The sequence below is a fragment of the Haloparvum alkalitolerans genome, assembly GCF_050122995.1.
In the GTDB taxonomy this organism is placed as follows: domain Archaea; phylum Halobacteriota; class Halobacteria; order Halobacteriales; family Haloferacaceae; genus Haloparvum; species Haloparvum alkalitolerans.
The window spans coordinates 1-25,831 of sequence record NZ_JBNLIA010000012.1 but is presented as its reverse complement, the minus strand read 5'-3'; the positions used below and the strand labels follow the sequence as shown (position 1 = coordinate 25,831).

Sequence of the window (25,831 nt, the reverse complement as noted above, 5' to 3'; positions counted from 1 at the left end):
AGACCGATTCAGACACATCGCTTTTCTGAAACTCGCGGCGGTGCGGTGCTGTGCGGTCGCGGAGCGGTGCGGTTGCGGTGCCGTACTGTCGGTGCGCGCCGCGGCGCCCCTGTGGCGCCGCGACCGCGCGAGGGAGGCGGCGGCGCGGCCGCATGCGGTGCGGTTTCGCGGCCGCGCCGCCGCCGAGGTTGGGGAGGTACGAGGCTGCTGTGCGGGGCGGTTGCGGTGCGGTGGGTGGGACTGAAAGGGGCAGCCGATTCGAACCCGCCCCGACGACGCTCTCGCGAGCCTGCCGAGCGAGAGTCAGCAAGTCGCAGCCCGGACCCGTCCGTCGGGCTGTGCCGAGAGACGCAACGGAACGCCCGGACCGTCTTGCCAGATAAGCACCGCAGCGGGCGGTGCTGAGAGCGAGGAGCGCAGCGAGGCGCGGCGCGGTCGAGCCGGCTGGGGCTTTCTGGATGGTGTTGTTCCACGCAGCAGGATCTGCAACAGACACAAAAACCGCGTCCAGAGAGCCGGCTGGGGCTTTCTGGGTGTTTCTGTCCCCGGAAGCAGCACCGACAGCAGTCACAAAAACACCGCCTAGTAACAAAAAACAGACAAAAACACATCGCTCCACTAAGTATCGCTCTCGTTCAGAAAACCCCGATCCGCGGAGGGTTCTCAGACCACTATCGAGGAGACAACGTTCCCGTAGCCGAACAGGAACGCGATGATACCGAGCCAGATGACGAGCCACGCGAGCATCGCCGCAGCCATCACCGTGCTCTGTTCGCGGTCGCGCGTCGTGGCCGGGGAGTGAGCCTGTGTCGCCATGTGCGAGGGGAGGTACGGAACGGTCATCGCACCACTGCTTCACAGTGAAGGGCTTGAAGTGCCCCCGGCGGGCAGGCCCCCAGCACCGTCGGAACGGGCCCCGATCAGTCGGCCGTCGCGTCGAACACTTCAGCGACGAGGCGAGCCTGTCCCGCCCTGAGGCGCTGGGAGAGCGCGGACTCGGAGATGTCGAGTTCCGCCGCGAGCGCGGCGTGGTCGGCCCCGTCGCCGAAGTAGCCGCGGCGGATCGCCAGGTCGAGCACCTCGCGTTGGGCGTCGGTGAGCGCCGAGAGGTCGACCGTCGCGCGCTCGGTCGTGCCGGGGCCCTCCACGACCGCGAGGCGGGCGAGCGCGACGCGTCCAACCGCATCACGGAGCGCGCTCACAAGATCGCGGACGACGGAGCGGTCGTCGACGTACGTCGTCACGCGCATCGTCCCGGCGTCGACCCCGCGAATGCGGGGAACGCAGTCGTGCCGCTGGAAGACGTGACAGAGGCAGTCCTCGTCGACGGAGCCGGTGGCGGTCACGACGCCCGACTCGTCTGCGGGAGTCAGGTCCACACGGCAGTCGTCGCCGACCGCGTTGACGGTCACCTCGCGGACGTCGTCGTGGTCGTCGACGATGGGACACTCCCACGCGCTGCCGGGTTCGACGTCGAGGTCGACCCGGAGGCAGCCACCGTCCGCGTCACCGGCGTTCGACGACATGATTTGGCGAGGATACCGGTCGGAGAAGTATAGCCCTTCGCACCGGGGGATGGGGTCGCAAAAGACTGAGACCGTTCCCGCTCCGTTCTACTCGACGATCTCGGCGAAGGAGACGTTCTCTCGGACCGCCGTGATCTCCACCGTCACCTCGTCGCCCAGGTCCGCGTCCGGGACGATGACCACGTAGCCGCGTTCGATCTTGGCGATGCCGTCGCCCTGGTCGCCGAGCGTCTCGATGGTGACCTCGCGCACCTCACCCTCGGAGACCGGCGGCCCGCTCGGTTCCGTCGCGGACGCACGGTCGCGCTCGCTCGCGGTCGCGGCCGCGGACGCATCTGTCGACTCACCGCCGTCGTGGTCCAGCAGCACGACGCGGTACGTCTCGCCCTCGGCCAGCGTTCCGTGCCCGACTTCGGCGTCCGGAACGGTGACGGTGTACCCGCCCTCGCCGTCGTCGTCCACGGTGGCCGTATAGAGACACTTCAGAGAATCAGTTATTTCGACCATACTGACCGATTGCGGGCCGGGGGGAGATAAATCCCCGATTCCCACGGCGAACGGCTGCCGATTGGCCCCGCCTCCGACGGACCCGCGAGACCGACCGGAACCGATGGGATTATGATTCTTTAGGTTGGCCTAAACCACATGGACGATCGGACTCGCACACGGCCGCGGTCGCGTGCCGCAGGTGCGGCCGCGGACCGGGGGAGGGACCGTCGATGATCGGGGCCACGCTCGACGACGTGCGGGGCCACATCGAGTCGCTCGCGACCGCCGACGGCGAGTACGTGCTCCGGTGTGCCCGGACCGGCGACCGGCCGGTCCCGACGACCGGGCTCCGGTTCCCCTCACGGCCGACCGCCCGCGCGGCGGCGAAGGCGACCGAGCAGTACCGAGCGGCGTTGCGCCGGTACGATCCGCAGGTCCCCTTCCACGACGTGGTCGCCTGTCAGCGTCGCCTTCAGGGCCCCCGGGGCCGGGAGGCGACCGGGGACGACGGACGCGACCGCTCCCGCACCGAGTCCGGAAGCCGGCCGTCGACCGCCGAACGGCGGACCCTGGTCGACTTCTGTCACACCGCCGCCGGCGCGACGTTCGAGGCGATCGAGAACTCCCCCCACCGGGGCGTCGAGACGGCGATCATGGACGCGTACCTGGAGGCGGCCGAGTCGGTGAGCGACCCGGACGAGCTCTGCCTCCACCTCCTCGAGCACGTGGCCCGGGAGGTCGACGACCGACTCGACCCGACCGAACAGGCGGCCCTGCTGTGCGACGCCGCGGCCCGGCTCCCCGCGCCCTCGACCGCGGCGGCCGATCCCCTGGAAGGCGCGCTGTGTGACCTGCGGTCGGTCGCGTTCCTCGAAGCGTTCGCGGTACACGCCCCCGAGTCGGGGCCGACTGCCGACCCCGAGACGACCGCGAACCGCCGGTCGCGGTCGGTCACGCTCCGCGGCTACGCGAGCGCGGACGACGGTGGGGACGCGCTCGTCACGCTCCCGTTCACGCTGGCCCTCCTGAGCCGGGTCGGCGACGCGGACGCGGCCGCGAACGTCTCCGTGACCGCCGCGACCCGACTCGACCCCGCCGACGGTCGGTCCCCGGCGTGGCGAATCGCGGTCGCGACCGACCACCCGACCGCGGAGCGACCCCCGCGAGGGCTGACGCGCGTCTCGGCCGGCCCCGCGGTGACGAGCGGGTCGGAGTGACCCGCCGCGATCAGAACCGAAAACGGAACTGGCAGTCATTCCGAAAATCATACACTAGTCAAGAAATGATAGACAAGTTATAGTGACACTATCATGAATAGAGTATTGAGACTGTTCCTGATGTTGGAATCAGTATCCACTGAGATCTACCAATAACATCCATAAAGAGAGATTTTATACAAATTCCTCCCCAATTACCCAGAAAATAGAATTTTCAGGAATAGTAGAGGTGATTACTCCACGATTCGGATCCAGTGTCTACATACTGAATTTCATAGGCTTTTGCTGAATGCTCAGAATAAAGAAATATATTGATCGGAGCGTGGCGCCGCCAGCGACGACGATCGGAGCTTGCTCCGTTACAGAACTAAGCTCGTAATGGCGAAGCGTCGAAGAGTCGCGACGGAAAACGCAGTTTTTCGTTCGTCCCGCGATGCGGAACGCTACGCGTGGGCGATGTTCAACTCGAGTTCGTTGGCCGTCCCCAGAAGCAGCGTCGGGAGTTCTTCCTCGAAGCGGTGGCCGGTGAGCCGGTGGGAGGGGCCGGAAACGCTCAGCGCACCGATCACGGTGTCTTCTGGACCGCTGATCGGGACGCCGACCGCGTGGAGGCCGTCGAGGTTCTCCTCGCGGTTGAACGCGTAGCCGCGGTCGGCGATCGCGTCGAGCTCGTCCGCGAGCGATTCTGGGTCGGTGATGGTCTCCGACGTGACGCGTTCGAACGACGAGCGTTCGATGATGCGGGACGATTCGGCCGAGTCCATGGCGGCGAGGATGGCCTTGCCGGACGCGGTCGCGTGCAGCGGGATGCGTTTGCCGATCTCCGCGTCGGTGTTGACGGCGTGTTCGCCCAGCGCGCGGTGGACGTACACCGCCTGCCCGTGCTCCTCGACGATGAACTGGGCGCGTTCGCCGGTCTCGGCCGCGAGTTCCTCGACCTTCGTGCGAGCCAGCCGGTACGCCCGGCGCCGGCTGCGGGCCCGCTCGCCGAGCTCCAGGAACCGGAGCCCCGTGTAGTAGCCGTCCTCCTCGACGACGTAGCCGCGCTCCTTGAGCGTCGCGAGGTGGCGGTGCACCGTGCTCTTGGCGTACGGGAGCGCCGCGGCCGCCTCCGCGAGCGTCACGCCCTCGTTCCCGTGAACGAATTCGACGATATCGAACAGCGTCTCCACCGAACCGACCGTATCGAGCCCGCCGTGGTCCGTCTCGCCGTTCATACACCCAATATGCGCTTTACCCATATAGTGTTTCGTGTCGTCGAACGCATGCTGGGCCTCGGACGACGTGGAGCTACCTGCGACCGCCCGCACCCTCACCTTTATGCGACCGCCCGCGAAACGCTCTGTCGGCAAATGGTAGAGCGAGACACGGTCAATCTGACCGACCAGCAGCAGCTCGTCCGCGACGCGATTCGGGATATCTGTGCGGACTTCGACGCCGCGTACTGGCGGGAGAAGGACGCGCAGGGGGAGTACCCGCAGGAGTTCGTGGACGCGCTCGCCGAAGGGGGATGGTTCGGCGCGCTCCTGCCGGAGGAGCACGGTGGCGCCGGAATGGGCACCGACGAGGTCGTCGTGATGCTCGAGGAGATCGCCGCCTCCGGCGGCGGCTTCAGCGCGGCGCAGGCGGTCCACGGCGCGATCTACAACTCGGTCCCGCTGGTGAAGTACGGGAGCGAGGAGCTGAAGGCCGACCTCCTCCCGAAGGTCGCGCGCGGCGAGACCTCGATCCAGGCGTTCGGCCTCACCGAGCCGAACGCGGGTTCGGACTCCACGTCGATCCAGACGAGCGCGGAACTCGACGGCGACGAGTACGTCGTGAACGGCCAGAAGATCTGGATCTCCCGGGTCGACGCCAGCGACTACCTCGTGTTGATGGCGCGGACGACTCCGCGCGAGGAGGTCGAAAAGCGGACCCGCGGGCTCTCGATGCTGCTCGTCGACCTGGAGGACGCCTACGAGCAGGGCGGGCTGGAGATCGAGAAGATCGACAAGACCGCGAGCAACTTCGTCCACTCCTACGAGCTGTTCTTCGAGGACCTCCGGGTCCCCGCGGAGAACCTGATCGGCGAGGAGGGGCGCGGGTTCTACCAGATGCTCGACGGCCTCAACGAGGAGCGGCTCGCCATCGCGGCCGAGTGCGTCGGCCTCGGCGAGGCCGCCATCGAGGCGGGGGCCTCCTACGCGAACGACCGCGAAGTGTTCGGCGGCCCCATCGGCGCCAATCAGGCGATCCAGCACCCCCTCGCGGAGGCGCACGCTCACGTGCAGGCCGCGAAGGGGATGGTGTACGGCGCCGCGAGCGACGCGGACGACGACGCCGACGCGAAGGCGGTCGGCGCCCGCGCGAACATGGCGAAGTACCTCGCGGCGGAAGCGGCCTTCGACGCCGCGGACGCCGCGGTCCAGACCCACGGCGGCTTCGGTGTCGCCCGCGAGTACGACGTGGAGCGCTACTTCCGGGAGGCGCGGCTCACGCGGCTGGTCCCGATCACCCAGCAGCTCGCGTTGAACTACATCGGCGAGAACGTGCTCGGGTTACCGAGATCCTACTGATGACCGACAAACGACTCAAGACCGGCTGGCAGGGACGATACTACGAGGACTTCGAAGTGGGGGACGTGTACAAACACCCCTACGGACGCACCGTGACGGAGACGGACAACGTCTGGTTCACGAACATCACCATGAACGTGAACCCGATGCACTTCAACGAGGCGTACGCCGCCGAGACGGAGTTCGGCGAGCGCCTCGTCGACGGGACGTTCGTGATCGCGCTCGCGGTGGGGATGAGCGTGGTCGACGTATCGATGAACGCGACCGCGAACCTCGGCTACGACGACATCAGACACCACGCGCCGGTCTTCCACGGCGACACGCTGTTCGCGGAGTCCGAGGTGCTCTCGAAGCGGGAGTCCGAGAGCCGCGACCACGTCGGCATGGTCACGACCGAGCTCAGGACGTACAACCAGGACGACGACCTCGTGCTGTCGCTGGAGCGCACGCCGATGGTGCTCAAGCGCTCGTACGCCGAGCCCTCGGCGGCGCAGCCGCCCGGCTGGCCGGAGGGCGTCGGCACCCAGCCAGAGGACTGCGAATGAGCGACGGCCGGGTCGAGGACGGGCTTCCGATCGCGTCGGCCGCCGAGGCCGCGGCCGAGATCGGGGACGACGACGCGGTCCTCGTCAGCGGCTTCGGGAGCGTGGGCTACCCCAAGGCGGTCCCGTCCGCGCTCGCGTCCGCGGCGGCCGCGGACGACCGCGACCCGGGACTGACCGTCGTCAGCGGCGGCAGCGTCGGCCCGGAGATCGACCGCGAACTCGTGGAGGCGGGGGCGGTCGACCGCCGGTTCCCCTACCAGGCGGGCGGAACGATCCGGGAGGCGATCAACGCGGGCGAGGTCGCCTTCCACGACCGCAACATCAGTTCGCTCGGCGACGAGGTGCAGTACGGCGGGCTCGTGGACCCGGACGTGGCGATCGTCGAGGCGCTCGCCGTCGGCGGCGACTGGCTGATCCCCACGACGAGCATCGGCCAGACGCCCGCGTTCGTCGCGGCCGCGGACCGACTGATCGTGGAGGTGAACGCCGCCGTCCCCGAGGGCGTCCGGCGCTTCCACGACATCTATCGGCGGGGACGGCCGCCGAACCGCGAACCGGTCCCGCTGTCGGGGCCGGGCGACCGCATCGGCGACGACCGCGTGTGGTTCGACCCCGCGAAACTGGTCGCCGTCGTGGAGACGAACCGCCGGGACCGGCCCTACGAGTTCCGCGAACCCACCGCGGACGACCGCGCGATCGCCGAGAACCTCCGCGCGTTCATCGAGACGGAGGTCGAGCGCTCCCCCCTGTTCGCGGAGTCGCTCCGGATCCAGTTCGGCGTCGGCAGCCTCGGCAACGCGCTGATGGCGGCGCTCGGAGAGGCGGAGCTGGGCGACAGGGACCTGATCTACTTCGGCGAGGTGATCCAGGACGGCCTGTTGGACCTGATCGACGACGGCGAACTGGCGGCCGCCAGCGCGACCTCCCTCGCGCTCTCGGCCGAGGGCCAGGACCGGTTGTTCGACGAGGTGGAGCGCTACGCCGAGGACGTGGTGCTGCGGCCGGCGGACCTCTCGAACGGCCCGAGCCTCATCGACCGCTTCGGCGTCGTCGCCGTCAACAGCGCGCTGGAGGTCGACCTGTTCGGCCACGTGAACTCGACGCACGTCGGCGGGACGGATATGCTGAACGGGATCGGCGGGAGCGGGGACTTCAACCGCAACGCGGCGCTGTCGGTCCTCGCGCTCCCGTCGACCGCGAAGGGGGGCGACGTCTCCCGTATCGTGCCGATGGTCCCCCACGTCGATCACACCGAACACGACGTCGACGTGGTCGTGACCGAGCGCGGCGTCGCCGACCTGCGGGGCAACGACCCGCGGGAGACCGCGAGCGCGCTGGTCGACGCCTGCGCGCACCCCGACTACGCGGCCGACCTCCGAGCGTACCTCGAGGAGGCCGGTCGGGCCGACGGTCACGTCCCCCACGACCTCGACGCCGCCTTCGACTGGCGCGGCGACCGCTGACCGTCCACCGCGCGGACCGATCGACCGCTGCGGCGCAGGTTTTTGCCGACGAGGCGGGTCGCCGAATTCCCAACCAATATGTGCCGATCCGCCAATACGCGAACGTGAAACAGATACGCTTCCGGGACGAGGCGGGCACGACGCGCACCGGCGAGTACGACTACGGCACGATCACCGCCGCGGGGCGGACGTACGCCGTCGACGACGTCGAGGTGCTCCCGCCGTGTGAGCCGACGAAGATCGTCTGCATCGGCCGCAACTACGCGAAACACGCCGAGGAGCTCGGCAACGACGTGCCGGACCGTCCTCTCCTGTTCCTCAAGCCGCCGAACGCGCTGTCGGCACACGGCGACACTGTCACGCTGCCCGAGGGCAAGGAGAAGGTCGAACACGAGGCCGAGCTCTGCGTCGTCATCGGCGAGCAGGCCCGGAACGTCGACGCCGCGGACGCCGAGGACGTGATCGCGGGTTACACCTGCATGAACGACGTCTCGAACCGCGACGACCAGCGCAAGGAGAAGAACTGGGTGCGCGGGAAGGCGTTCGACAACGCCGCCCCGCTCGGCCCAGTGCTGGCCTCGCCCGACGAACTCCCCGCGGACGCGACCGTCAGCGCGCGCGTCAACGGCGAGACGCGCCAGGAGTCGACCATCGAGCACATGATCTTCGAGATCCCCGAGCTGATCGAGGAGATCACGGAGTACCTCACCCTGGAACCCGGCGACGTGATCGCGACGGGGACGCCCGAGGGCGTCGGCCCGCTCGGTGACGGCGACCGCGTCGAGATCGAGGTCGAGGGCGTCGGCACGCTGGAGCACTACGTCGCGGAGTGACGCCGGATGGGGCCGCGAGGCCCCGGTTCGGACCTCGCTACCCCATCGCGACCAGTACCGGCCGCTCCGCGGACAGAAGCACCGACTGCGTGACGCTCCCGAACAGCACTTTTCCGGCCGGGGACCGCTTGCGTCCCGAGAGGGCGATCAGGTCGGCGTCGACCTCGTCGGCCGCCTCGGTGATCCGCTCCGCGGGGTCGCCGTGCTCGCGCCGGCGCTCGGGGTCGCGTCCGGCGCCGGCGAGGATCTCGGTCGCCGCGTCGACGCTCTCCGGGAACTCCTCGGGGTCGTAGATGTCGTCGGTGCTGATCTGACGTCCCTCGTCGGTCCCCTGGAAGTCCTCGAACACGTTCAACAGGACGGCCTCGACCGACCCCGGGTCCCCGGGGAGGTCCGCGACCGCCCGCGCGACGGCTTCCGCACGCTCTTCGTTCGAGTCGACAGCCACCAGTACGCGATACATGAGTGACCGCTCGCGGCGCGACCCCATAAATGCACCTCCGGGCGGGGCCGAACACCGGTCAGTCGACCCTGTTCTCCAGGTCCGCGTACGACCCCGTCTCGTCCACGCGGTCGAGGTTCCGGGCGAGGATGTCCGCGACGCGCTCCAGGTAGCGCGGCGTGTAGCCCGAGACGTGGGAGGTGACGTAGGCGTTCCCGAGCGACCAGAGGGGGTGGTCCGCGGGCAGCGGTTCGGGGTCGGTCACGTCGAGCGCCGCGGCGTGGAGGTCGTTCTTCCGGAGCGCCGTCACGAGCGCGTCGGTGTCCACGACCGGCCCGCGCGCGATGTTGACGAGGACGGCGTCGACCGGAACCGCAGCGAGCTCGTCGCCGCCGATCAGTCCCCGCGTCGTCTCCGTCAGCGGGCAGGCGACGACGACGTAGTCGACGCCGACGAACGCCTCCAGTAGCTCGTCGAACCCGTACACCTCGTCGGTCGGGCCGCCCTTCTCGGGCGTGTACCGCACGCCGACCGTCTCGACGCCGAACCCCTCCAAGCGCTCCACGACGGCGGTCCCGATGGCGCCGAGGCCGACGACGCAGACCCGCGAGCCCTGGAGCTCGCCGAACGCCTGAAAGTGGCGCCACTCGGCGCGCTCCTGCCGGCGGAGCCCCTCGTCGAGCCGCCGGGTGATCAGCAGGATCCAGCCGATGACGTGCTCGGCGATGTTCGGACCGTGGACGCCCGAGGCGCTGGTCACGGCGACGCCGCGCTCGCGGAAGGCGTCCATGTCGAGCCGGTCGGTGCCGGCGGAGGTACACGCGAACAGGCGCAGGTCGTCGGCGAGCGCGAGCAGGTCCGCGTCGAGGTCGCTCCCGACGATCACCTCCGCCTCGGGCACCAGTTCGCGCTCCGCCGCGGCCGATTCCGCCAGCGCGACGCTCCTGTCGTCGACTCGCTCGCGGAGGGCGTCGGCACACTCCGCGGCCGGGACCCCGTGGACGCTGTGGTTCAGAACGACGATGTCTGCCATGCAGTCCCCGTCGACGCCGGATTACTAATGTTCACGGGTGGAAGGCCTTCGCTCCGACGGTGCCGTCCTACCACGCCCGCTCCAGAACCGCCTCCGCGTCCTCGACCGTCACCGTCAGTCCGGGCGGCGCGGCCGCCAGCACGCCGTGGTCGGCGACGTACTCCGCGATCGGTCGGAGGTCGTCGTGGGAGACACCCCCGAGGTCGCGGAGGCGGGTCGGCACACCGAGCGAGTCCCGGACCTCCCGGACCGCCGCGACGACCGCGTCCGCCACCTCCTCGTCCGTTCGGCCCTCCGCCTCCACGTCGAGGCCCTCGGCGAGGAGCCGCCGGCGCCCGTCGACGTTGTCGAGAACGAACCGGAGGACGTGCGGGGCCATCACGGCGTGTGCGACGCCCTGCTGGACCGGATAGCGGCGCGAGAGGGCCTGCCCGAACGCGTGGATCACGTTGATCCGGCTCTCGTACTGCACCAGGATCATGCCGACGACGGCGCGGTCGACCGCGGTCGGGCCCTCCCCGTCGAGGCCCGGGAGGCCGGCGACGAGGTGGCGGAGGCCGTGCGTGGCGGTCGCGTCCGTGACGGGCGAGCCGCCCGCCGCGTAGACCGTCTCGAGCCCCTTGTTGAAGCCGTTCATCGCCGAGCCCGCGAGCGGACCGTGCGGCGTCGTCTCGAACAGCGCGGGGTCCTCGACGACGAGCGTCGGCGGGACGCTCCAACTGGCGACGACCGGCTGGCCCGTCGGCGACGCCTCCCGCGGGAGGACGACGAGGCTCCCGCCGGCCGACAGATCGGCGCCGGTCAGCGTCGTCGGGACGACCGCGACGGGCGTGAGCGGTCCGTCGGGGTCAGGGGTGGCGACGGTCCCGTCGGCCTCGGCCGCCGCGCGCAGTTCGTCCGCCGACCGCCCGTCCGCCGCGAGCGCGCTCATCTGCCTGGCGACGTTGAGGCTGCTGCCCCCGCCGACGCCGACGATGGCGTCCGCGTCGGCCGCGTGGAGCGCCTCGACGGCGTCGGCGGCCGTCTCGATGGACTTGGCCGAACTCGTCTCGTCGAAGACCCCGGCGAGCCGGTCGCCGAGCCCCTCGCGCACCGGCCCCATCACGGCCTCGTTGGCGCCGACGTTCGACCCACAGACCACGAGTGCGCGGTCGATCCCGGCGGCACCGAGCCGGTCGCCGAGCTCCGCGACGCGGCCGCGGCCGTATATCACGTCGCTCCCGAGGTACTCGAACTCGAAGGTGTCTGCTGGCTGGAACACGGTCGTACGTCGGCCGAAGCGGTCTTAACTGTGCGGTTGGGCACAGGCGTCGCGCTGCCGGTGGCCGTGAGGCGGCCCTCAGCCGAGCCGGAACTCGTCGGCCACGCCGAGGTCCGCCGCGAGAGCCGCGAGGGCGTCGAGCGTGCGGTCGCCGACCGGGACCCCCTCCCGCTCGCGGTCCGATCGCGTCCGGTGCTCCGGCGCGCCGGGGAGTAGCGGTCGGTCCCCGTCCATCGCGTCCGGACGCTCGATCGCCGCAGAGAGCGTCGCGTCCGCGAGGTAGTCGTCAAGGGTGGTCACGGCCTCGCGGACGCGCTCGCGGGAGGTGAACCGCGCCGGATCGATCAGGACGAACGCCGCCGCGTTGTTCACCGACCCCGGCGTGCCCTCGCCGAACACCTCGCCGCCGCCCACGACGCCCGCGAGCAGCTCCGCGACGACCGAGAGCCCGAACCCCTTGTGGCCCGCGGAGCGACCGCCAAGCGGGAGCAGCGCGCCGGCGCCGTCCTCGAACGCGTCCGCGTCGGCGACGTGACCGCCCTCCGCGGTCACCGTCCACGCGGGCGGGAGCGGGTCGCCCTCGACGCTCCGCTTGGTCACCTTGCCGTGAGCGACCTGGCTCGTGGCGATGTCCAGCACGACCGGGTGCGGGGTCGCGCCGAACGTCGGGATGCCGACGGCGATGGGGTTCGTCGAGAACAGGCGCTCGGCGCTGCCCGGAACCGTCACCGTTCGCCCCGCCAGTCCGGTGTTGACGAACGCGAGGAGAGCGAACCCCTCGGCGGCCGCGCGCTCGGCCCACTCGCCGATCCGGCCCATGTGGGCGCCGTTTTTGACCCCGACGGCCGCGACGCCGCGCTCCGCGGCGACCTCGACCGCCGCGTCGACGGCCGCCCGCCCCGTCAGCTGGCCGAACCCTCGGTTACCGTCGACGCGGAGCGCTCCCGGGTCCGCGTCGTCGACGGTCGGGCTCGCCGCCGGGTCGAGGGTCCCCTCGTCGACCATCGGCGCGTACATCGTCGCGAGGCGGACGACGCCGTGTGAGGCGTGCCCGCAGAGGTCCGCGTCGACGAGCGAGGCGGCCACCTTCGCGGCCGCTGGGTCGGGCGTTCCGAGCGCTTCGAGGAGCACCGTCGCTCCCGCCTCTAGCCGGGCGGGGGCTATCCGTGGCATACCTCCGCATACGCGGCGGGGAATGAAGCGTTTTCGGCGCGGGGGCGGTGGAGCGTGCGAGCCGGGAGCGCGGGCCGCGCACGCTGCCGCACGAGGAGGGGGGAACGGCCGGAGCCCCAACAGTCAAGCCGCTCCGATCCGACTGACGGGTATGAGTTGGGAAGCGGAGATAGTGGACGGACTGCTCGACGCCGAGATCGACCTCGTGACGCAGCTCCCGGACGGCGCGATGGGCGCGGTCCTGGAGGGGCTACAGGAGTCGGACGTGGACACGCTGCGCGTCGAGCGCGAGGAGAGCGCGATCGCGGCGGCCTCCGGCGCGTGGGTGACCGGCGAGCGCGCGGCCGTGATGTGTCAGTCGAGCGGCCTCGCGAACGCGATCAACGCCATCGGCTCGCTGTCGGCGCCGGCGCGGCTGCCGTTCCTCGCGCTGGTGACCCGCCGGGGCGACCTCGGCGAGTTCAACGTCGCGCAGGTGCCCGCGGGCTACGGCCTGCCGGGAATGATGGACGAGATGGGGGTCAGACACACCGTGGTCGAGGAGCCGGGGACGCTCCGGAAGACGGTGCGGATGGCGGCCGACTCCGCCTTCTCGACGCGGACGCCGTACGTGGTGTTCCTCGATGCGACCGTCACCGGCTACGGACAGGAGGCGCAGTGATGGCGGCCGACCAGTTCGCCTGCACGGCCGCGGTCATCGAGGAGACGCCGGACGCGGTCGTCGTCTCGAACCTCGGCGTCGCCTCCTACGTCCTCGCGGAGGTCGGCGACCGCGAGCGCAACTTCTACCTCTGGGGGAGCATGGGGTCGACGACGGCGACCGGCGTCGGCGTCGCCCACGGCACCGACGAGCAGGTGACGGTGCTGGCGGGCGACGGGTCGCTGACGATGTCGCTCGGCGTCTGCTCGACGGTCGCGACCGCCGACCAGTCGAACCTCACCGTGGTCTGCTTCGACAACGGCATCTACGGGACGACCGGCGGCCAGCCGACCCCCTCCATCGACTTCGCGGCCGCCGCGGAGGCGCAGGGGCTCCCCGCGGAGCGGGTCGACTCGGACGACGAGTTCGCTGCGGCCTACGCCGACGCCGTCGACCGCGACGGCCCCTCGCTGATCGAGTGCACCGTCGAACCGACCGACCCCGAGGCGCGTCCGACGTTCGACTTCCCGCACATCCCGCGGCGCGTCCGCGACTCGCTGACGGAGTAGCTCGCGGGATCGCGAAGTCGGCTGACCGCGAGTCGTCTGCGAGCCGACGCCCGCGCGCGGCTCGCGCCGTTCCCGGCGGAAACCGCCGCGACCGGCTACGCCTTTTTGTCGGTCCGCGTCCTACCGGTCGTCATGGTAGAACACCTCGCGTACACGGAGGTCCCGGACAACGCCGCGGACCACGACGGCTTCGAGCAGCACGTCCTGCTGTACAGCTACAACCAGATGCTGACCCACAACGTCATCGAGCCCGGCGCCGAGTCGCCGTACCACAACCACCCTCACGAGCAGATCGGTTACGTCGTCAGCGGGACCGGCACTCAGATCGTCGACGGCGAGGAGTACGAGTTGACGCCCGGTACCTGCTACCTGCTCGACTCCGGCGAGAAGCACGCGATGCGCGCGGACGGGGACGAGCCGCTCGAGGTGCTCGACATCTTCCATCCCGTCCGCGAGGACTACATCCCGGAGTGAGGACCGTCTCGGATCCCACGACCGCGGCTACTCCGGCGCGTTCGCGAGGTCCCACCCGATGAACCCCTCCTCGATCGGCACGTCGAGCGCCTGCATCGACCGGACGATGGTCGCGTACGTGCCGGCGAGCATGCCGACGGCGACGATCGTTCCGTCGTCGTAGTGCGCGCTCACGCGGTCGTGGAGGTCGTCGTCGACCGCGCCGGTGAGATACGCGCGGACGTACGAAAGCAGCGCGGCCTCGCCCTCGTCGAACCGCTCCAGCGCGTTCGCGCCGACGGCCCTGACGTCGTCGGCCGGGAGCCCGGCGCTCAGCGCGATGCGGCCGTGCTGGTGCCAGACGTACCGCGAGTCCAGTTCGCGGGCGACCCGGAGGATCACTAGCTCCCGCGTTCGCGCGTCCAGGTCCGCGTCGTTCCACAGCGACCCGGCGAACTCCCGGAACGCGACGAGGGCGGGCGGGTTCCGGCCGAAGGCGGCGTACACGTTGCGCTCGGCGCCGGACATCAGGTGTCTGTACTCGGGCGCGAGGTCCTCCGGTTCCCGGAAGGCGGCGATCAGGTGCTGGTGCTCCTCGGGCAGGTCCGAGCGCTCCGCGAGGCGTATGCGAGCCATACCCACAGAGTCTCGCCGCCGCACTTAGCCTTATGCACGGCGGAAGGTTGATACGCGGACGCGACGAGGCGAACGCGTGGATCGAGCAAACACCTTACGGCGGAGCGTGGAGCGCGGCGACCCGGTCTTCGGCGCGAGCGCGGCGACGTTCTCGCCGGCGGCCGTCGAGACGTTCGGCGCGCTCGGGCTCGACTTCGTCTGGCTCGACTTCGAGCACGCCGGGCCGAGCCCCTACGACAGCACCGTCTTCGAGGACCTGACGCGCGCCGCGGAGGCGGCGGACATCGAACTGTTCGTCCGGCTTCCCTCCGGCGACCCGCCGCTCGTGCGGAAGGTGCTCGACGCGGGCGTCAGAACGATCCTGATCCCGCGAGTCGAGACCCCCGCGGAGGTCCGCGAGGCCGTGGCGGCGGCGCGGTTCGCGGTCGACGGCGAGCCGGCCGACCGCGGGATCGGCGTCGGTCGCGGCTCGACGTGGGGCGCGGACTTCGCGGACCACGCCGCCCGCGAGGACGCGGAGACGTTCGTCGGCGTCATGATCGAGAACGAAACGGCCGTCGAGAACCTCGACGAGATCCTCGACGTGTCAGGGCTCGGCTTCGCCTTCCTTGGGCCGGCGGACCTCTCCGTCTCCGTCGGTCGTCCGATGCAGAAGGATCACCCCGAGGTCGAGGCGCTCGTGGAGCGGGCCGAGACGGCCATCGCCGCGTCGGACGTGGCGCTTGCGGGCATCCACAACGACCCCGACGCGATCCGGGAGGCGGTCGACGACGGCTACCGGATCGTCCGCATGGGCGGAGAGCTGAGCGCCGCGCGACAGGTGCTCTCCGATCGGCTCGACGCCATCGACCGCTGATCCTCGATCCCGAGCGCCGACTAGACCGCGAAAACTCGACCCGACTCGACCGCGGAACGATAACCGCGACTCGGCCGTGAGCCGACGACGCGGAATCCGTCCCCGTATGTATTTTTCCTTCCCTGCGACTGTACATCATTACGAAACCAATAAATAGTGATGGATCCCTCTAATTATGTGAGGCAGTACCACAATGGAAGACTGGAGATCGGCTATCGGTAACGGCAGCGATCGGAGAAAGTTCCTGAAGGCAACCGGCGCGCTCGGTATCGCCGGCATCGCGGGCTGTACGGGCGGTGGCGACGGCGGCGACGGCGGCGGTGAGGACACCGAGGAGAACGGTGGCGGCGGAGACACCGAAGAGAACGGCGGCGGCGGCGACGGCGGAAGCGACTCCGTCAGCTGGACGATCGGCACGTCCGGTCCGGACTCCGCGACGCACGCGTCCGGCGTCGCGATGTCGCAGGTCATCTCGGAGAACTCCGACCTCATCGACATGAGCGCGCAGACGACGGGCGGGACGGCCGCCAACCTGCCGCTCATCGCGGACGGCGAACTCGACATCGCACAGAGTACCTCGTGGGGCGTCGTTCAGGGGAACGCCGGCAACCCGCCGTACAACGAGCAGCTCTCGAAGACGATGACGCAGGTGCTCCCCTTCATGTCCATCGAGTACTTCCTCATCAAGCGGGACGTCGAGGAGCTCTCGGACATCGAGACCGTCTCGGACATCCCGCAGGACGGCTCGATCGACATGGCGTGGGGCAACCGCGGCGGGACGAACTACTTCGCGGGCGTCGACGCGTTCGAGCTGTCGGGCATCGAGAACCCCGAGGAGAAGTACAACATCAGCTCGATGGACTGGGGCAGCCAGAGCGCCGCGATCCGCGACGGCCGCCTCGACATCTGCATGGGGTACACCGTCAGCCAGGTGACGACGGTCGGCTGGGAGCAGGAGGTCGACGCGACGACGGACATCGACGTCGTCCAGTGGGAGTTCGACGAGTCCGACATCGCCGAGTCGGGGATGCCCTACGTCTACCTCGAGTCGCCCGCCGACGTGTGGGAACAGGAGATCTCGGTCGACCAGGTCCCGTCGCTCGGCGTCGGGTACGAGACGGTGTTCCCGGCGGAGATCAGCCAGGAGCTCGCGTACGAGTTCGTCTCGGTGGTCAACGACAACATCGACCAGGTCCGGAGCGCGAGCGCCGTCCTGGAGGGTGCGGGGCCGGAGCTGACCCAGCAGCTCACGCTCGCCTCGCCCGAAGCCCCCGTCCACCCCGGGGCCGAGCAGTTCATGAAGGAGGAGGGCCTCTGGAGCGACGAGCTGACGACGCTCGAAGAGTACGAGTCGAACCAGTAACCCCGCTCCGACCGACGCTCGATCCCCCGCTTTGATAACCCCTCACGTAGTTCGTTCCCCCGACGTGGCCCGAGCGGACACACATCACGACACATGACTGAGACAGCAGACACACAGACCGAACAAAGCCCCGCCGCACGCCGCCGGATGATCAAGTACGGCGTGTTGATCGTGCTCGGGGTGCTCATCGCCGGGTATCACCTCAGCTACGTACGGACGTTCTTCGTCGAGCAGAACCAACACCGCCTGATCCACGTCGGGACGATGACCCTCGGGGCCGCGGTCGTCGCCTTCGACGTGGATCCGCAGACGACAAAACAGCGCATCGGGAACTACATCGGCCTATTGGAAGGGTTCGTCGGCGTCGGCGCGACGCTCTACCTCGTGCTCGGCTACGAGCGGATGGTGTACGAACAGCTCGGCGTGTACACCACCACCGACATGCTCGCCGGCCTGCTGATGATGGTCGTCGTTCTCGACGTGACGCGGCGCGTCTACGGCCCCATCCTCTCCGTGGTCGGCGTCGGCGGCCTCGCGTACGCCTACTGGGGACCCTACTTCCCGGGCATCCTCAACCACAACGGCGTCAGCATCAACCGGCTGATCCAGGGCCTGACGATCGAATACGGAAGCGGGCTCTACGGCGTCATCACCGGCGTCTCGGCGACGTACATCATCATCTTCATGATCTTCGCCGGAATGCTGGAGGCGTACGGCGCGCTCGACTACTTCCTCCAGTTGGGGACGATCGTCGGCCGGCGTATCAGGTCCGGGCTCGCGCAGATGACCGTCGTCGCCAGCCTCGGCATGGGGTCGATCAACGGGAGCGCGGCCGCCAACGCGGCGACGACCGGCGCGTTCACCATTCCCCTCCTGAAGCGGCACGGGCTGGACGAGGACACGGCCGGCGCCTTCGAGTCGGTCGCATCGAGCGGCGGACAGATCATGCCGCCGATCATGGGCGCGGCCGCGTTCGTCATGGCGCAGATCACGGGCAACAGCTACCTCTACATCATCGTGGTCGGGGCGCTGCCGGCCCTCCTGTTCTACTTCTCCGTCGCGGTCGGGGTTCACCTGACGACGATGAAGGAGGGGATCGAGGAGGTCGACCCGACCCAGCTCGAACTCGAGTCGGTGAGCCTCCAGCGCGAGGAGGCGGTCGCGCAGCTGTTCGGCCGGTCGACCGACTCCATCTCCTTCGATAACCTCACGGTGCGGAACCTCGTCGTCGAGGGGATCTCGCTGTGGGTCCCGGTCGGAGTGCTGCTGTACACGATGATCATCCTCACTTGGGACCCGCTGTACGCCGGGTTCTGGGCCGTCGCCTCCTCGATCCCGGCGGCGTTCATCCAGAGCGTCGGCCTCCGTGACGACTACGACCTGAAGGACTTCGGGGTCGACACGCTCGACGGCTTCGGCCGCGGGCTCGAGAACGCGGCCCCGATCGGCGTCGCCATCGGCGTGATGAACATCTTCGTCGGCGTCCTGAACCTGACCGGCTTCACGCAGGTGTTCGCGAACAGCCTGCTGTCGCTGTCCGGCGGCGTCACCGTCGTCCTCCTCATGCTGACGATGGTCGCCGCGCTGCTGTTCGGACTGGGGATGCCCACCGTCGCGGCGTACATCACCGCGGTGCTGCTGATCGCGCCCGCGCTCGCCGAGGCGGGGATCCCGCTGCTGGCGGCGCACTTCTTCGTGTTCTACTTCGCGATCCTGTCCGCGATCACGCCGCCGGTGGCCATCGCGTGTCTCGTCACCTCGCGGATCAGCGGGGGGAGCTTCTGGGAGACCGCGCGCCGCTCGCTGATCCTCGCGGCGCCGCTTTTCGTCCTCCCGTACGTGTTCGTCCTCAACGACAGCCTCCTGTTCTGGGAGTTCCCGACGACGGCGACCACGTTCCTCGTCGTGCTCGTCGGGTTCGTGGCGATGGCCGTGGCGCTGGTCAACCACCTCGAAGGGTCCGTCCCGCTGCCCGTGCGGGCGGCGCTGCTCGCGCTCGCTGCGGTGCTGCTGTTCGCGCCGCTCGTGCCCGCCGCGGGCGTGCTCCGCCTGATCGCGAGCGTGCTCGTCATCGGGCTCGTCGCCTGGCAGGGGAAGTACCTCCCCGAATCGGTGCAGGCGAAGCTCCCGGGCGCGGCGCGGTGAGGAACCGCGCGGCGGTCCGCCGCTAAGCGGCCCGGCGGCGCACCGGCACCACGGCGCACCGGGCGCTCACCTTTATCCCCCGCGTGCCGAAGGGACACGCATGCGTACCGCGATCGATACCGACGACGCGCCCCGGAGCGACTCCCCGATCTCACAGGCCGTCCGGGCCGGCGACACCGTATACGTCTCCGGGCAGGTCCCGCGAACGGCCGACGGCGACATCGTGAACGGCGACCTCGGCGTCCAGACCGAGCGGACGCTCGATAACCTCGAGGCGGTGCTCGCGGCCGCGGGGCTGACGCTCGCGGACGTGGTGAAAGTGACCGTGTTCCTGACCGACCTGTCCGACTTCGACGCGTTCAACGACGCGTACCGTCGCCGCTTTGCCGCGCCGATGCCCGCCCGGAGCGCCGTCGCGGTGGCGGATCTCGCGGTCGACGCCGACGTGGAGATCGAGGCGGTCGCGGTCGAGCCGGACCGGGCCGCGGGGAGGTCGGACGGTCCGAACTGACGACGGCGCGGGCGCGTGAGCGCCTCTCAGCGCCAGGGCTCGGGCGCGACGCCGAGTCGGAGAACGAGCGGCCGGTAGAGGAAGGCGATCACGACGACGACGGCGAGTTCGGCCCAGAACCCGATCGGGCCGGCGAGGGCGTTGATAACCGCGAGGCTGCCGGCCAGCAGCAGGAACAGCGCCACGTAGTGCGGCACGACCGCCAGCAGGTGATCCGTATCCATGCCCGGCAGTAGTACCCGAACGGGCGTGAACGTTTCCCAAGACGAGGGACACCGCCCCCCGGGCCGGGCGGGACCGCCCCCGAGACGCGGCCGACTCGACCGAAAGCGAATCGCGCGAACCGCGTCCGAATTCGGGCGACTGCGTCGTCCCGTGCACGGATCTCGGGGACCCACAGGCTCATTTACCGCGGCCGCGAACCGGTCGCTTATCGAATGGGCTGGCACTACCGACACACCGTGCTCGCGGCGTGCATGCTGGCGTTCTTCGTGACCTTCTTCGCGCGGCTCGCGATCAGCCCGGTCATCCCGTTCATCCGCGCGGACTTCGCGGTCACGAACGCGAGCGTCGGTCTCGCCCTGACCGGCATGTGGATGGCCTACGGGCTCGCCCAGTTCCCGAGCGGGATCCTCGCCGACCGGTTCGGGGAGCGGCGGGTGATCCTCGTCGCCGTCGGCGGAACGGCCGCGACGAGCCTCCTCCTGGCCGTCGTACCGGTGTTCGCCGCCTTCGTGCTCTGTGCGGTCGCGCTCGGCGCCGTCGCCGGCCTCCACTACAGCGTCGCGACGACGCTGCTCTCCCGGACGTTCGAGGACATGGGTCGCGCGGTCGGGATCCACTCGCTCGGGGCGCCACTCGCGGGGCTGCTCGCACCCGTCACCGCCGCGTGGGTCGGGACGCGATACGGCTGGCGGCCGGCGGTCGCGCTCGCCGCGCTCGTCGGGCTGCCGGTCTTCGTCCTGTTCGCCCGGCGGGTCCGGCCGACCGAGCCACGGCGGCCCGACCAGCCCGTGCGCGACCGGCTGGAGCTCGGACCGCTGGCGCGCGTCGTCTCGCGGCCCCCAATCGCGTTCACGCTGCTCATCGCCACGTGCGGGACGTTCGTGGCGCAGGGGCTGCTCTCGTTCCTGCCCACCTTCCTCGTGGAGTTCCGGGACGTGACGCCCGCCTTCGCGGGAGCGGTGTTCTCCGCGTTCTTCGTCGTCCGTGCTGTCGGCCAGATCGCGCTCGGGGAGCTCTCGGACGCGTTCGGGCGGGACCTCGCGCTCGGCGTGTCGATGGTCGCCGGGGCGGCCGGCGTCGCCCTCCTCGTCGCCGGTCCCCCGACTGCCGCGGTCACGGTCGCCGTGGTCCTGGCCGGGGTCGGCTCGAGCTTCTTCTCCGCGCTCGACCCGCGGTTCATGGACAACCTCTCCGAGGCGGAGCGCGGGGCCGGCTTCGGCCTGGTCCGAACGGTGTACACGATGCTCGGATCGACCGGCTCCGCGACGGTCGGCCTGCTCGCGGACCTGTTCGGGTGGTCGGTGTCGTTCGGCGTCATGGCGGCGCTGTTCGCGGTGACGGCGGTCGCCATCGGCGCGAACACGCTGTTCCGGCTCGGCTACTGAGGCGAGCCTCCGGAGTCGACGGGCGCGTCTCCCGCTGCTCCCAGGGGCACCGAGCGCACGTACCCGGGCCGACGCCCCGGGCGCACGATTCCGACCGGGCTACCGGTCCCGCGTCACCGTCTCGCCCGGGGACGTCCTCGCCCCCGAGGAGAGGGTGACGCCGGCGTTGAGCGCGCTGTTGATCCCGGTCTTGGCCCCGTCGCCGGTGACGACGCCGAACTTCCGGCGCCCGGTGGAGACGCGCTCGCCCTTGACCGTCAGGCGTACGTTCCCTCCGTCGTGTCTGAGGTTGGCGACGTTCGTCCCCGCGCCGAAGTTCGTCTCGCGCCCGAGCACGCTGTCGCCGAGGTACGAGAGGTGGCCGAGGCTCGCCCCGCTCATCAGCACGCTGTTTTTCACCTCGACGGCGTGACCCACTTTTGCCCCCTCGCCGACGTAGGTCGCCCCCCTGACGTACGCGTTCGGTCCCACGGTCGCGTCCGCGTCGACGTAGGCGGGGCCCTCGATCACGACGCCGGGCTTCACGGTGGCGCCCGCCTCGACGACGACGGTCCCCGAGAGGTGCGCGTCCTCGCTCACCGCACCGTCGATCCGGCCCTCGAGCGCCGCGAGCTTCCACTCGCTGGCGGCCAGCAGTTCCCACGGTCGACCCACGTCGAGCCACCGCTCGAAGGGGACGGCCTCGACGGTCGCCGCCTCGCAGCAGCGCTGGAGCACGTCGGTCAACTCGGCCTCGCCGCGTTCGCTCTCGGGGACGTCGAGCCAGTCCCGCGCGACCGCCGGAAAGACGTACGCGCCGGCGTTGATCAGGTCCGACGGCGGGTCGTCGGGCTTCTCGACGACGCCCTCGACGGCCCCCTCACCGTCCAGTTCCAGTACGCCGTACGAAGAGGGGTCGTCGACCCGGAACGAGCCGACCGCCGGCCCCGCGTCGTACAGCGCGGCGAGCGACGCCTCGTCGTAGAGCGCGTCGCCGTTGAGCACCGCGAACGGGGCGTCCGAGAGGTGTGGCGCCGCCGCACGGACCGCGTCCGCGGTCCCGCGCTGTTCGGTCTGTTCGGCGAAGGTCACCGGAACGCCCGGGTCGTGGCTCCCGAAGTAGTCACGGACCGCGGCCGCCTCGTAGCCGACGACCAGCACGATCTCGCTCGCACCGGCCGCGACGGCGGTCTCGACCGTGTGCGCGACGAGGGGCTTGCCGGCGACCGGGAGCATCGGCTTCGGGAGCGCGTCCGTGAGCGGACGCATCCGCGTTCCCTGTCCGGCCGCGAGCACGACGGTTTGCATATCCGGGCATCCGTCCGCGCCGGCAAAGAGGTTGCGACGGCGACCGCTCGCCGGCGGGCGAGCGGAACGGACCGAACCGCGGTCGTGGTCGGCTACGCCACCGGCCTCACGGTCCACGAAGCGTACACCTCGCGAACGGTTCGCGAAGTGGACAGATCTGACACTTTTTCGACCTTTTAAACATTGTAGAATTTTCACAAACTTAGAAATGTCTACAGTAGGAGAACCAGACAGAAGTCATAAATAGTAGGATATTTCCACGGTAGTAGCCGAGGGTAAAGTAGTATCAACGAATGTAAAGGCGAATTTTAGAATTTTAAATATAGTCAGTTATATTGAATTTTGAAATGTTCGGAAATCGTTCATCCAGACGAACGCGGGATCGCGTCGAAAGCGGTCGCGAACCTCGCGGGGTGCCACGCCGAGTTCATCACCGGTAGTGAACGCCGGCGCGGGAACACGACGAACAGCGGGAAACGGCGCACCCGACGGACATCGTGTACCCCGTTCGAGCATCGGAAACACGGTGAGAAGTCCAGACCGTTCCAAATTTATGCAAATTGTAGAAATTGTGAATATCCCACGATCGGGAGACACCGTGGACAGTCCCGAGTTTGCAGACTGCGTGAGTCGCGAGAACCCGGAGAGGGAGCCGCGATGAAAATACGCGACAAACGCAGAATTTCTGGAGTTGGTGAAGTGTCTTGAAATTGTGGAAACATCGAACCGCTCGAACAGTTCGGTCGCGGATCGAGCAGAGCCAGCACGTACGACGGCTCTAGCGTCGCATTTACGGCGCCCCACCACGACCGGAGCGCATGGACGTACTCCTCGTCGGCGGCACGGGACTCATAAGCACGGGCGTCACGCGCGGGCTCGCGGCGGTCGGCCACGACGTGACCTGTCTGACTCGCGGCGAGACGAGCGCGGACCTCCCGAGCGGCGTCGAGTTCCGCCGCGGCGACAGGAACGACCCCGCGGTGCTCGACCGGGCGGCGCGCGAGGTGTCCCCCGACTGCGTGATAGACATGGTCTGTTTCGACCCGGAGACGGCCCGGGACGCGGTCGCGGCGTTCGGCGGCGTCGCCGACCAGTACGTGTTCTGCTCGACGGTCGACGCCTACCATCGTCCGCTCGACCGCATGCCGGTCACCGAGGCGGAGGCCGTCCGCGAGTCGGACCGCGAGGGCGAGCCCGTGAGCGCGTACGGGGCGAACAAGGCGGCCGCCGAGGACGTCTTCCTCGACGCGCACGGCGACGCCTTCGCGACCACGATCGTCCGACCGTGGAGCACCTACGGCGAGGGCGGTCCGGTCCTGCACACGCTCGGTACGGGGAGCTACTACGTCGACCGGATCCGCGAGGGGAAGCCAGTCATCGTCCACGGCGACGGCACCTCGGTCTGGGGGCCGTGTCACCGCGACGACGTGGCCGGCGCGTTCGTCGGCGCGGTCGGCAACCCCGACGCGCACGGCGAGGCCTACCACGTCACCAGCGAGGAGTGCATGACGTGGAACGAGTACCACCGCACGGTGGCCCGCGCGCTCGACGCGCCGGACCCGGACCTCGTTCACGTCCCGACCGACGTGCTCCGCGAGGCGTTCCCCGAGCGGACGGACATGCTCCGCGACCACTTCCGGTTCAGCACCGTCTTCGACAACGCGAAGGCGAAACGCGACCTGGGCTTCAGCTACGAGGTCGGCTTCGAGGAGGGCGTCCGGCGGACGGTCGCGGACATGGACGCCCGCGGCGCCGTCGAACCGTGGAACGCCGAGAACGACGACGCGTTCGTCGCAGCGTGGCGCGAGGGGACCGCCGAGGTCGTCGCGAACTGGTTGAACTGAAGCGGAGACGCGAACGAGACCGAACCGAGCGTCCGCCCGCTACCGCAGGCGGTCGAGCGTCGCCGCGCCGTGAGTCAGCGACGCTGCGGCGTCGCTCGGATCGTCGTTCTCGTAGACGAACCATTCGGCGCCGGCCTCGCGAGCGGCAGCGGCGCACGCGTCGAGGTCGATGGCGCCCTCGCCGAGTTCGACCGGCGTACCCGACGCGGCGTCGGCGTCCGAAAAGTGGACGTGCGTGATCCGGTCGGCGTGGCGCTCGAGGTACGCGGCGGGGTCGACGCCGCCGACGGCGGCCCACCCGAGGTCGAGTTCCAGCCCCACGCGGTCGTCGGTGCGCGCGAGGAGTTCCTCCAGCGCGGGCCGGCCGTCGAGATCGGCAAACTCCTGGTCGTGGTTGTGGTAGGCGAGCGCGAAGCCGTCGGCGGCGAGGTCGGACGCGACGGCGTTCAGCCGCTCGGCGGCGTCGGCGACCGCGGCCCCGCTCTCGAAGTGTTCGGGGTCGAGCCACGGGACGACCAGCGTCTCGACGCCGAGCGTCCGGTATCGCGCGGTCGTCTCGTCGTACGACTCCTCCAGCGCCGCAAGCCCGACGTGTGCCACCGCCGGCGAGAGGTCGTTGCGGGTCAGCGCGTCGGCGACCGTTCCCGGGTCGGCCTCGCCGACGCGGTGGGCGAACTCCACGCCCTCGAAGGACGTGCCTCCGACGCGGTCGAGCAGTGCGGGGAGCGGTTCGTCGATGTCGCGAAGGGTGTAGAGCTGGACCGCAGTGCGCGCCATACGCGAACGGCAGCACGGAGCCGCAATAAATCCCTCCGCACTGGATCGGCCGGTCAGCCCGACGCGACCGGTGCGTTCCCGCGTGAACACCGATACTGGGTCTACTACGTGCGTTGTTCCATTTTTCTGTCAGAAGATGATGTTTCTGTGTCTGTTGCGGGTCCTGCTGATCGGGACAGTAACACCCAGAAAGCCCCAGCCGGCTCGACCGCGCCGGGCCTCGCTGCGCTCCTCGCTCTCCGCTTGGCGAGACAACCCGCGTCTCGCGAGCCTCCAGCGTGCAGTAGCGCGCTGGAGACACCGCCCGCTGCGGTGCTTGCGTCGTCCGGGCGGGATCGAGCCGACTGCCCCTTTCAGCCCCACCCCGCCCCGCAACCGCACCGCAGGCCTCGCACCTCCCCAGCCTCGGCGGTGGCGCGGCCGCGAAACCGCACCGCAATGCGGCCGCGCCGCCGCCTCCCTCGCGCGGTCGCGGCGACGCAGGGTCGCCGCGGCGCGCGCCGACAACACAGCACCGCAACCGCACCGCTCCGCGACCGCACAGCACCGCCGCGAGTTTCAGAAAAACAAAACTTCTGAATCGGTCTGTAACACTCAGTATCG

Annotated in this window: 26 protein-coding genes; 14 read left to right on the top strand and 12 right to left on the bottom strand. The window is 69.6% G+C overall.

Annotated features, from left to right (window positions below; genetic code table 11):
- Nucleotides 1-663: 663 nt before the first annotated feature.
- The 3 genes from ACQE3L_RS11405 to ACQE3L_RS11395 all read right to left on the bottom strand — a co-directional run bounded on the left by ACQE3L_RS11405 (nucleotide 664) and on the right by ACQE3L_RS11395 (nucleotide 2,033).
- Nucleotides 664-843, bottom strand: coding sequence for a hypothetical protein (locus tag ACQE3L_RS11405; protein ID WP_426963924.1), 180 nt, complete (start codon nucleotides 841-843; stop codon nucleotides 664-666).
- 77 nt (nucleotides 844-920) lie between these two features.
- Nucleotides 921-1,526 carry a helix-turn-helix domain-containing protein gene (locus ACQE3L_RS11400; protein WP_426963923.1) on the bottom strand — a complete coding sequence of 202 codons (606 nt, stop codon included), beginning with the start codon at nucleotides 1,524-1,526 and terminating at the stop codon, nucleotides 921-923.
- Nucleotides 1,527-1,613: 87 nt separating this feature from the next.
- Nucleotides 1,614-2,033 (bottom strand): TRAM domain-containing protein, encoded by a 420-nt coding sequence (locus tag ACQE3L_RS11395; RefSeq protein ID WP_426963922.1) that lies wholly within the window; start codon nucleotides 2,031-2,033, stop codon nucleotides 1,614-1,616.
- 212 nt (nucleotides 2,034-2,245) lie between these two features.
- Between ACQE3L_RS11395 and ACQE3L_RS11390 the strand changes: the two genes are divergently transcribed.
- Nucleotides 2,246-3,232, top strand: a complete 987-nt coding sequence (locus ACQE3L_RS11390; protein WP_426963921.1) for a DUF7551 domain-containing protein — start codon at nucleotides 2,246-2,248, stop codon at nucleotides 3,230-3,232.
- Nucleotides 3,233-3,675: 443 nt separating this feature from the next.
- Here the strand turns inward: ACQE3L_RS11390 and ACQE3L_RS11385 are convergent, their stop codons facing one another.
- Nucleotides 3,676-4,449 carry an IclR family transcriptional regulator gene (locus ACQE3L_RS11385; protein WP_426963920.1) on the bottom strand — a complete coding sequence of 258 codons (774 nt, stop codon included), beginning with the start codon at nucleotides 4,447-4,449 and terminating at the stop codon, nucleotides 3,676-3,678.
- Nucleotides 4,450-4,584: 135 nt separating this feature from the next.
- Here ACQE3L_RS11385 and ACQE3L_RS11380 point away from each other — a divergent pair, with 135 nt between their 5' ends.
- From ACQE3L_RS11380 to ACQE3L_RS11365, 4 genes are all read left to right on the top strand, one after another.
- A complete protein-coding gene (locus ACQE3L_RS11380) occupies nucleotides 4,585-5,787 on the top strand; it encodes an acyl-CoA dehydrogenase family protein (protein ID WP_426963918.1) in 1,203 nt (400 codons plus the stop codon).
- Nucleotides 5,787-6,332, top strand: a complete 546-nt coding sequence (locus ACQE3L_RS11375) for a MaoC family dehydratase (RefSeq protein ID WP_426963917.1) — start codon at nucleotides 5,787-5,789, stop codon at nucleotides 6,330-6,332. Before ACQE3L_RS11380 ends, ACQE3L_RS11375 begins: the two co-directional genes overlap by 1 nt.
- Nucleotides 6,329-7,795, top strand: coding sequence for a succinyl-CoA:acetate CoA-transferase ScpC (scpC, locus tag ACQE3L_RS11370; protein ID WP_426963916.1), 1,467 nt, complete (start codon nucleotides 6,329-6,331; stop codon nucleotides 7,793-7,795). Before ACQE3L_RS11375 ends, scpC begins: the two co-directional genes overlap by 4 nt.
- Nucleotides 7,796-7,899: 104 nt before the next feature.
- On the top strand, nucleotides 7,900-8,628 hold the full coding sequence (locus ACQE3L_RS11365; RefSeq protein WP_426963915.1) for a fumarylacetoacetate hydrolase family protein: 729 nt from the start codon (nucleotides 7,900-7,902) through the stop codon (nucleotides 8,626-8,628).
- Nucleotides 8,629-8,665: 37 nt separating this feature from the next.
- Here the strand turns inward: ACQE3L_RS11365 and ACQE3L_RS11360 are convergent, their stop codons facing one another.
- The 4 genes from ACQE3L_RS11360 to ACQE3L_RS11345 form a co-directional block, all read right to left on the bottom strand.
- Complete coding sequence (locus ACQE3L_RS11360; protein ID WP_426963914.1) at nucleotides 8,666-9,091, bottom strand: universal stress protein; 426 nt, start codon at nucleotides 9,089-9,091, stop codon at nucleotides 8,666-8,668.
- A 58-nt stretch (nucleotides 9,092-9,149) separates the two neighbouring features.
- Nucleotides 9,150-10,103 carry a D-2-hydroxyacid dehydrogenase gene (locus ACQE3L_RS11355; RefSeq protein ID WP_426963913.1) on the bottom strand — a complete coding sequence of 318 codons (954 nt, stop codon included), beginning with the start codon at nucleotides 10,101-10,103 and terminating at the stop codon, nucleotides 9,150-9,152.
- A gap of 67 nt (nucleotides 10,104-10,170) precedes the next feature.
- A complete protein-coding gene (locus ACQE3L_RS11350; RefSeq protein WP_426963912.1) occupies nucleotides 10,171-11,364 on the bottom strand; it encodes an iron-containing alcohol dehydrogenase family protein in 1,194 nt (397 codons plus the stop codon).
- A 78-nt stretch (nucleotides 11,365-11,442) separates the two neighbouring features.
- Entirely contained in the window at nucleotides 11,443-12,537 is a 1,095-nt protein-coding gene (locus tag ACQE3L_RS11345) for an Ldh family oxidoreductase (RefSeq protein ID WP_426963911.1), read from the bottom strand.
- A gap of 151 nt (nucleotides 12,538-12,688) precedes the next feature.
- On the opposite strand from ACQE3L_RS11345, the gene ACQE3L_RS11340 reads away from it, so the two are divergent.
- From ACQE3L_RS11340 to ACQE3L_RS11330, 3 genes are all read left to right on the top strand, one after another.
- The gene (locus ACQE3L_RS11340) at nucleotides 12,689-13,198 is read left to right on the top strand and encodes a thiamine pyrophosphate-binding protein (protein WP_426963910.1); all 510 of its coding nucleotides are present in this window, start codon (nucleotides 12,689-12,691) and stop codon (nucleotides 13,196-13,198) included.
- Nucleotides 13,198-13,746, top strand: coding sequence for a thiamine pyrophosphate-dependent enzyme (locus ACQE3L_RS11335; protein WP_426963909.1), 549 nt, complete (start codon nucleotides 13,198-13,200; stop codon nucleotides 13,744-13,746). The genes ACQE3L_RS11340 and ACQE3L_RS11335 overlap by 1 nt, the downstream gene beginning before the upstream one ends.
- Nucleotides 13,747-13,878: 132 nt before the next feature.
- On the top strand, nucleotides 13,879-14,220 hold the full coding sequence (locus ACQE3L_RS11330) for a cupin domain-containing protein (protein ID WP_426963908.1): 342 nt from the start codon (nucleotides 13,879-13,881) through the stop codon (nucleotides 14,218-14,220).
- Nucleotides 14,221-14,247: 27 nt separating this feature from the next.
- Here the strand turns inward: ACQE3L_RS11330 and ACQE3L_RS11325 are convergent, their stop codons facing one another.
- Nucleotides 14,248-14,835 (bottom strand): carboxymuconolactone decarboxylase family protein, encoded by a 588-nt coding sequence (locus tag ACQE3L_RS11325; RefSeq protein WP_426963907.1) that lies wholly within the window; start codon nucleotides 14,833-14,835, stop codon nucleotides 14,248-14,250.
- A gap of 76 nt (nucleotides 14,836-14,911) precedes the next feature.
- Between ACQE3L_RS11325 and ACQE3L_RS11320 the strand changes: the two genes are divergently transcribed.
- The 4 genes from ACQE3L_RS11320 (at nucleotide 14,912) to ACQE3L_RS11305 (ending at nucleotide 19,710) form a co-directional block, all read left to right on the top strand.
- Nucleotides 14,912-15,691, top strand: a complete 780-nt coding sequence (locus ACQE3L_RS11320) for an HpcH/HpaI aldolase family protein (protein ID WP_426963906.1) — start codon at nucleotides 14,912-14,914, stop codon at nucleotides 15,689-15,691.
- 193 nt (nucleotides 15,692-15,884) lie between these two features.
- Nucleotides 15,885-17,054, top strand: coding sequence for a TAXI family TRAP transporter solute-binding subunit (locus ACQE3L_RS11315; protein ID WP_426963905.1), 1,170 nt, complete (start codon nucleotides 15,885-15,887; stop codon nucleotides 17,052-17,054).
- Nucleotides 17,055-17,147: 93 nt separating this feature from the next.
- Complete coding sequence (locus ACQE3L_RS11310) at nucleotides 17,148-19,199, top strand: TRAP transporter permease (RefSeq protein WP_426963904.1); 2,052 nt, start codon at nucleotides 17,148-17,150, stop codon at nucleotides 19,197-19,199.
- Nucleotides 19,200-19,299: 100 nt separating this feature from the next.
- Complete coding sequence (locus ACQE3L_RS11305) at nucleotides 19,300-19,710, top strand: RidA family protein (RefSeq protein ID WP_426963903.1); 411 nt, start codon at nucleotides 19,300-19,302, stop codon at nucleotides 19,708-19,710.
- A gap of 26 nt (nucleotides 19,711-19,736) precedes the next feature.
- Here the strand turns inward: ACQE3L_RS11305 and ACQE3L_RS11300 are convergent, their stop codons facing one another.
- Nucleotides 19,737-19,934, bottom strand: a complete 198-nt coding sequence (locus tag ACQE3L_RS11300; RefSeq protein WP_058366531.1) for a hypothetical protein — start codon at nucleotides 19,932-19,934, stop codon at nucleotides 19,737-19,739.
- 213 nt (nucleotides 19,935-20,147) lie between these two features.
- Here ACQE3L_RS11300 and ACQE3L_RS11295 point away from each other — a divergent pair, with 213 nt between their 5' ends.
- Nucleotides 20,148-21,320: an MFS transporter gene (locus ACQE3L_RS11295; protein ID WP_426963901.1), complete on the top strand. Its 1,173-nt coding sequence runs from the start codon at nucleotides 20,148-20,150 to the stop codon at nucleotides 21,318-21,320.
- Between the two features lie 99 nt (nucleotides 21,321-21,419).
- Here the strand turns inward: ACQE3L_RS11295 and glmU are convergent, their stop codons facing one another.
- Nucleotides 21,420-22,607, bottom strand: coding sequence for a bifunctional sugar-1-phosphate nucleotidylyltransferase/acetyltransferase (gene glmU, locus ACQE3L_RS11290; RefSeq protein WP_426963900.1), 1,188 nt, complete (start codon nucleotides 22,605-22,607; stop codon nucleotides 21,420-21,422).
- A gap of 818 nt (nucleotides 22,608-23,425) precedes the next feature.
- On the opposite strand from glmU, the gene ACQE3L_RS11285 reads away from it, so the two are divergent.
- On the top strand, nucleotides 23,426-24,451 hold the full coding sequence (locus ACQE3L_RS11285) for an NAD-dependent epimerase/dehydratase family protein (RefSeq protein WP_426963899.1): 1,026 nt from the start codon (nucleotides 23,426-23,428) through the stop codon (nucleotides 24,449-24,451).
- 39 nt (nucleotides 24,452-24,490) lie between these two features.
- Here ACQE3L_RS11285 and ACQE3L_RS11280 read toward each other — a convergent pair whose 3' ends face one another.
- Nucleotides 24,491-25,228, bottom strand: coding sequence for a sugar phosphate isomerase/epimerase family protein (locus ACQE3L_RS11280; protein WP_426963898.1), 738 nt, complete (start codon nucleotides 25,226-25,228; stop codon nucleotides 24,491-24,493).
- Between the last annotated feature and the right edge of the window lie 603 nt (nucleotides 25,229-25,831).

Excerpts from the sequence above, each read along its gene's own strand:
- ACQE3L_RS11405 (WP_426963924.1), bottom strand. The coding sequence starts at position 843 with ATGACCGTTCCGTACCTCCCCTCGCACATGGCGACACAGGCTCACTCC.
- ACQE3L_RS11400 (WP_426963923.1), bottom strand. The coding sequence starts at position 1,526 with ATGTCGTCGAACGCCGGTGACGCGGACGGTGGCTGCCTCCGGGTCGAC.
- ACQE3L_RS11395 (WP_426963922.1), bottom strand. The coding sequence starts at position 2,033 with ATGGTCGAAATAACTGATTCTCTGAAGTGTCTCTATACGGCCACCGTG.
- ACQE3L_RS11390 (WP_426963921.1), top strand. The coding sequence starts at position 2,246 with ATGATCGGGGCCACGCTCGACGACGTGCGGGGCCACATCGAGTCGCTC.
- ACQE3L_RS11385 (WP_426963920.1), bottom strand. The coding sequence starts at position 4,449 with ATGAACGGCGAGACGGACCACGGCGGGCTCGATACGGTCGGTTCGGTG.
- ACQE3L_RS11380 (WP_426963918.1), top strand. The coding sequence starts at position 4,585 with ATGGTAGAGCGAGACACGGTCAATCTGACCGACCAGCAGCAGCTCGTC.
- ACQE3L_RS11375 (WP_426963917.1), top strand. The coding sequence starts at position 5,787 with ATGACCGACAAACGACTCAAGACCGGCTGGCAGGGACGATACTACGAG.
- scpC (WP_426963916.1), top strand. The coding sequence starts at position 6,329 with ATGAGCGACGGCCGGGTCGAGGACGGGCTTCCGATCGCGTCGGCCGCC.
- ACQE3L_RS11360 (WP_426963914.1), bottom strand. The coding sequence starts at position 9,091 with ATGTATCGCGTACTGGTGGCTGTCGACTCGAACGAAGAGCGTGCGGAA.
- ACQE3L_RS11355 (WP_426963913.1), bottom strand. The coding sequence starts at position 10,103 with ATGGCAGACATCGTCGTTCTGAACCACAGCGTCCACGGGGTCCCGGCC.
- ACQE3L_RS11345 (WP_426963911.1), bottom strand. The coding sequence starts at position 12,537 with ATGCCACGGATAGCCCCCGCCCGGCTAGAGGCGGGAGCGACGGTGCTC.
- ACQE3L_RS11340 (WP_426963910.1), top strand. The coding sequence starts at position 12,689 with ATGAGTTGGGAAGCGGAGATAGTGGACGGACTGCTCGACGCCGAGATC.
- ACQE3L_RS11335 (WP_426963909.1), top strand. The coding sequence starts at position 13,198 with ATGGCGGCCGACCAGTTCGCCTGCACGGCCGCGGTCATCGAGGAGACG.
- ACQE3L_RS11330 (WP_426963908.1), top strand. The coding sequence starts at position 13,879 with ATGGTAGAACACCTCGCGTACACGGAGGTCCCGGACAACGCCGCGGAC.
- ACQE3L_RS11325 (WP_426963907.1), bottom strand. The coding sequence starts at position 14,835 with ATGGCTCGCATACGCCTCGCGGAGCGCTCGGACCTGCCCGAGGAGCAC.
- ACQE3L_RS11315 (WP_426963905.1), top strand. The coding sequence starts at position 15,885 with ATGGAAGACTGGAGATCGGCTATCGGTAACGGCAGCGATCGGAGAAAG.
- ACQE3L_RS11310 (WP_426963904.1), top strand. The coding sequence starts at position 17,148 with ATGACTGAGACAGCAGACACACAGACCGAACAAAGCCCCGCCGCACGC.
- ACQE3L_RS11305 (WP_426963903.1), top strand. The coding sequence starts at position 19,300 with ATGCGTACCGCGATCGATACCGACGACGCGCCCCGGAGCGACTCCCCG.
- ACQE3L_RS11300 (WP_058366531.1), bottom strand. The coding sequence starts at position 19,934 with ATGGATACGGATCACCTGCTGGCGGTCGTGCCGCACTACGTGGCGCTG.
- ACQE3L_RS11295 (WP_426963901.1), top strand. The coding sequence starts at position 20,148 with ATGGGCTGGCACTACCGACACACCGTGCTCGCGGCGTGCATGCTGGCG.
- glmU (WP_426963900.1), bottom strand. The coding sequence starts at position 22,607 with ATGCAAACCGTCGTGCTCGCGGCCGGACAGGGAACGCGGATGCGTCCG.
- ACQE3L_RS11285 (WP_426963899.1), top strand. The coding sequence starts at position 23,426 with ATGGACGTACTCCTCGTCGGCGGCACGGGACTCATAAGCACGGGCGTC.
- ACQE3L_RS11280 (WP_426963898.1), bottom strand. The coding sequence starts at position 25,228 with ATGGCGCGCACTGCGGTCCAGCTCTACACCCTTCGCGACATCGACGAA.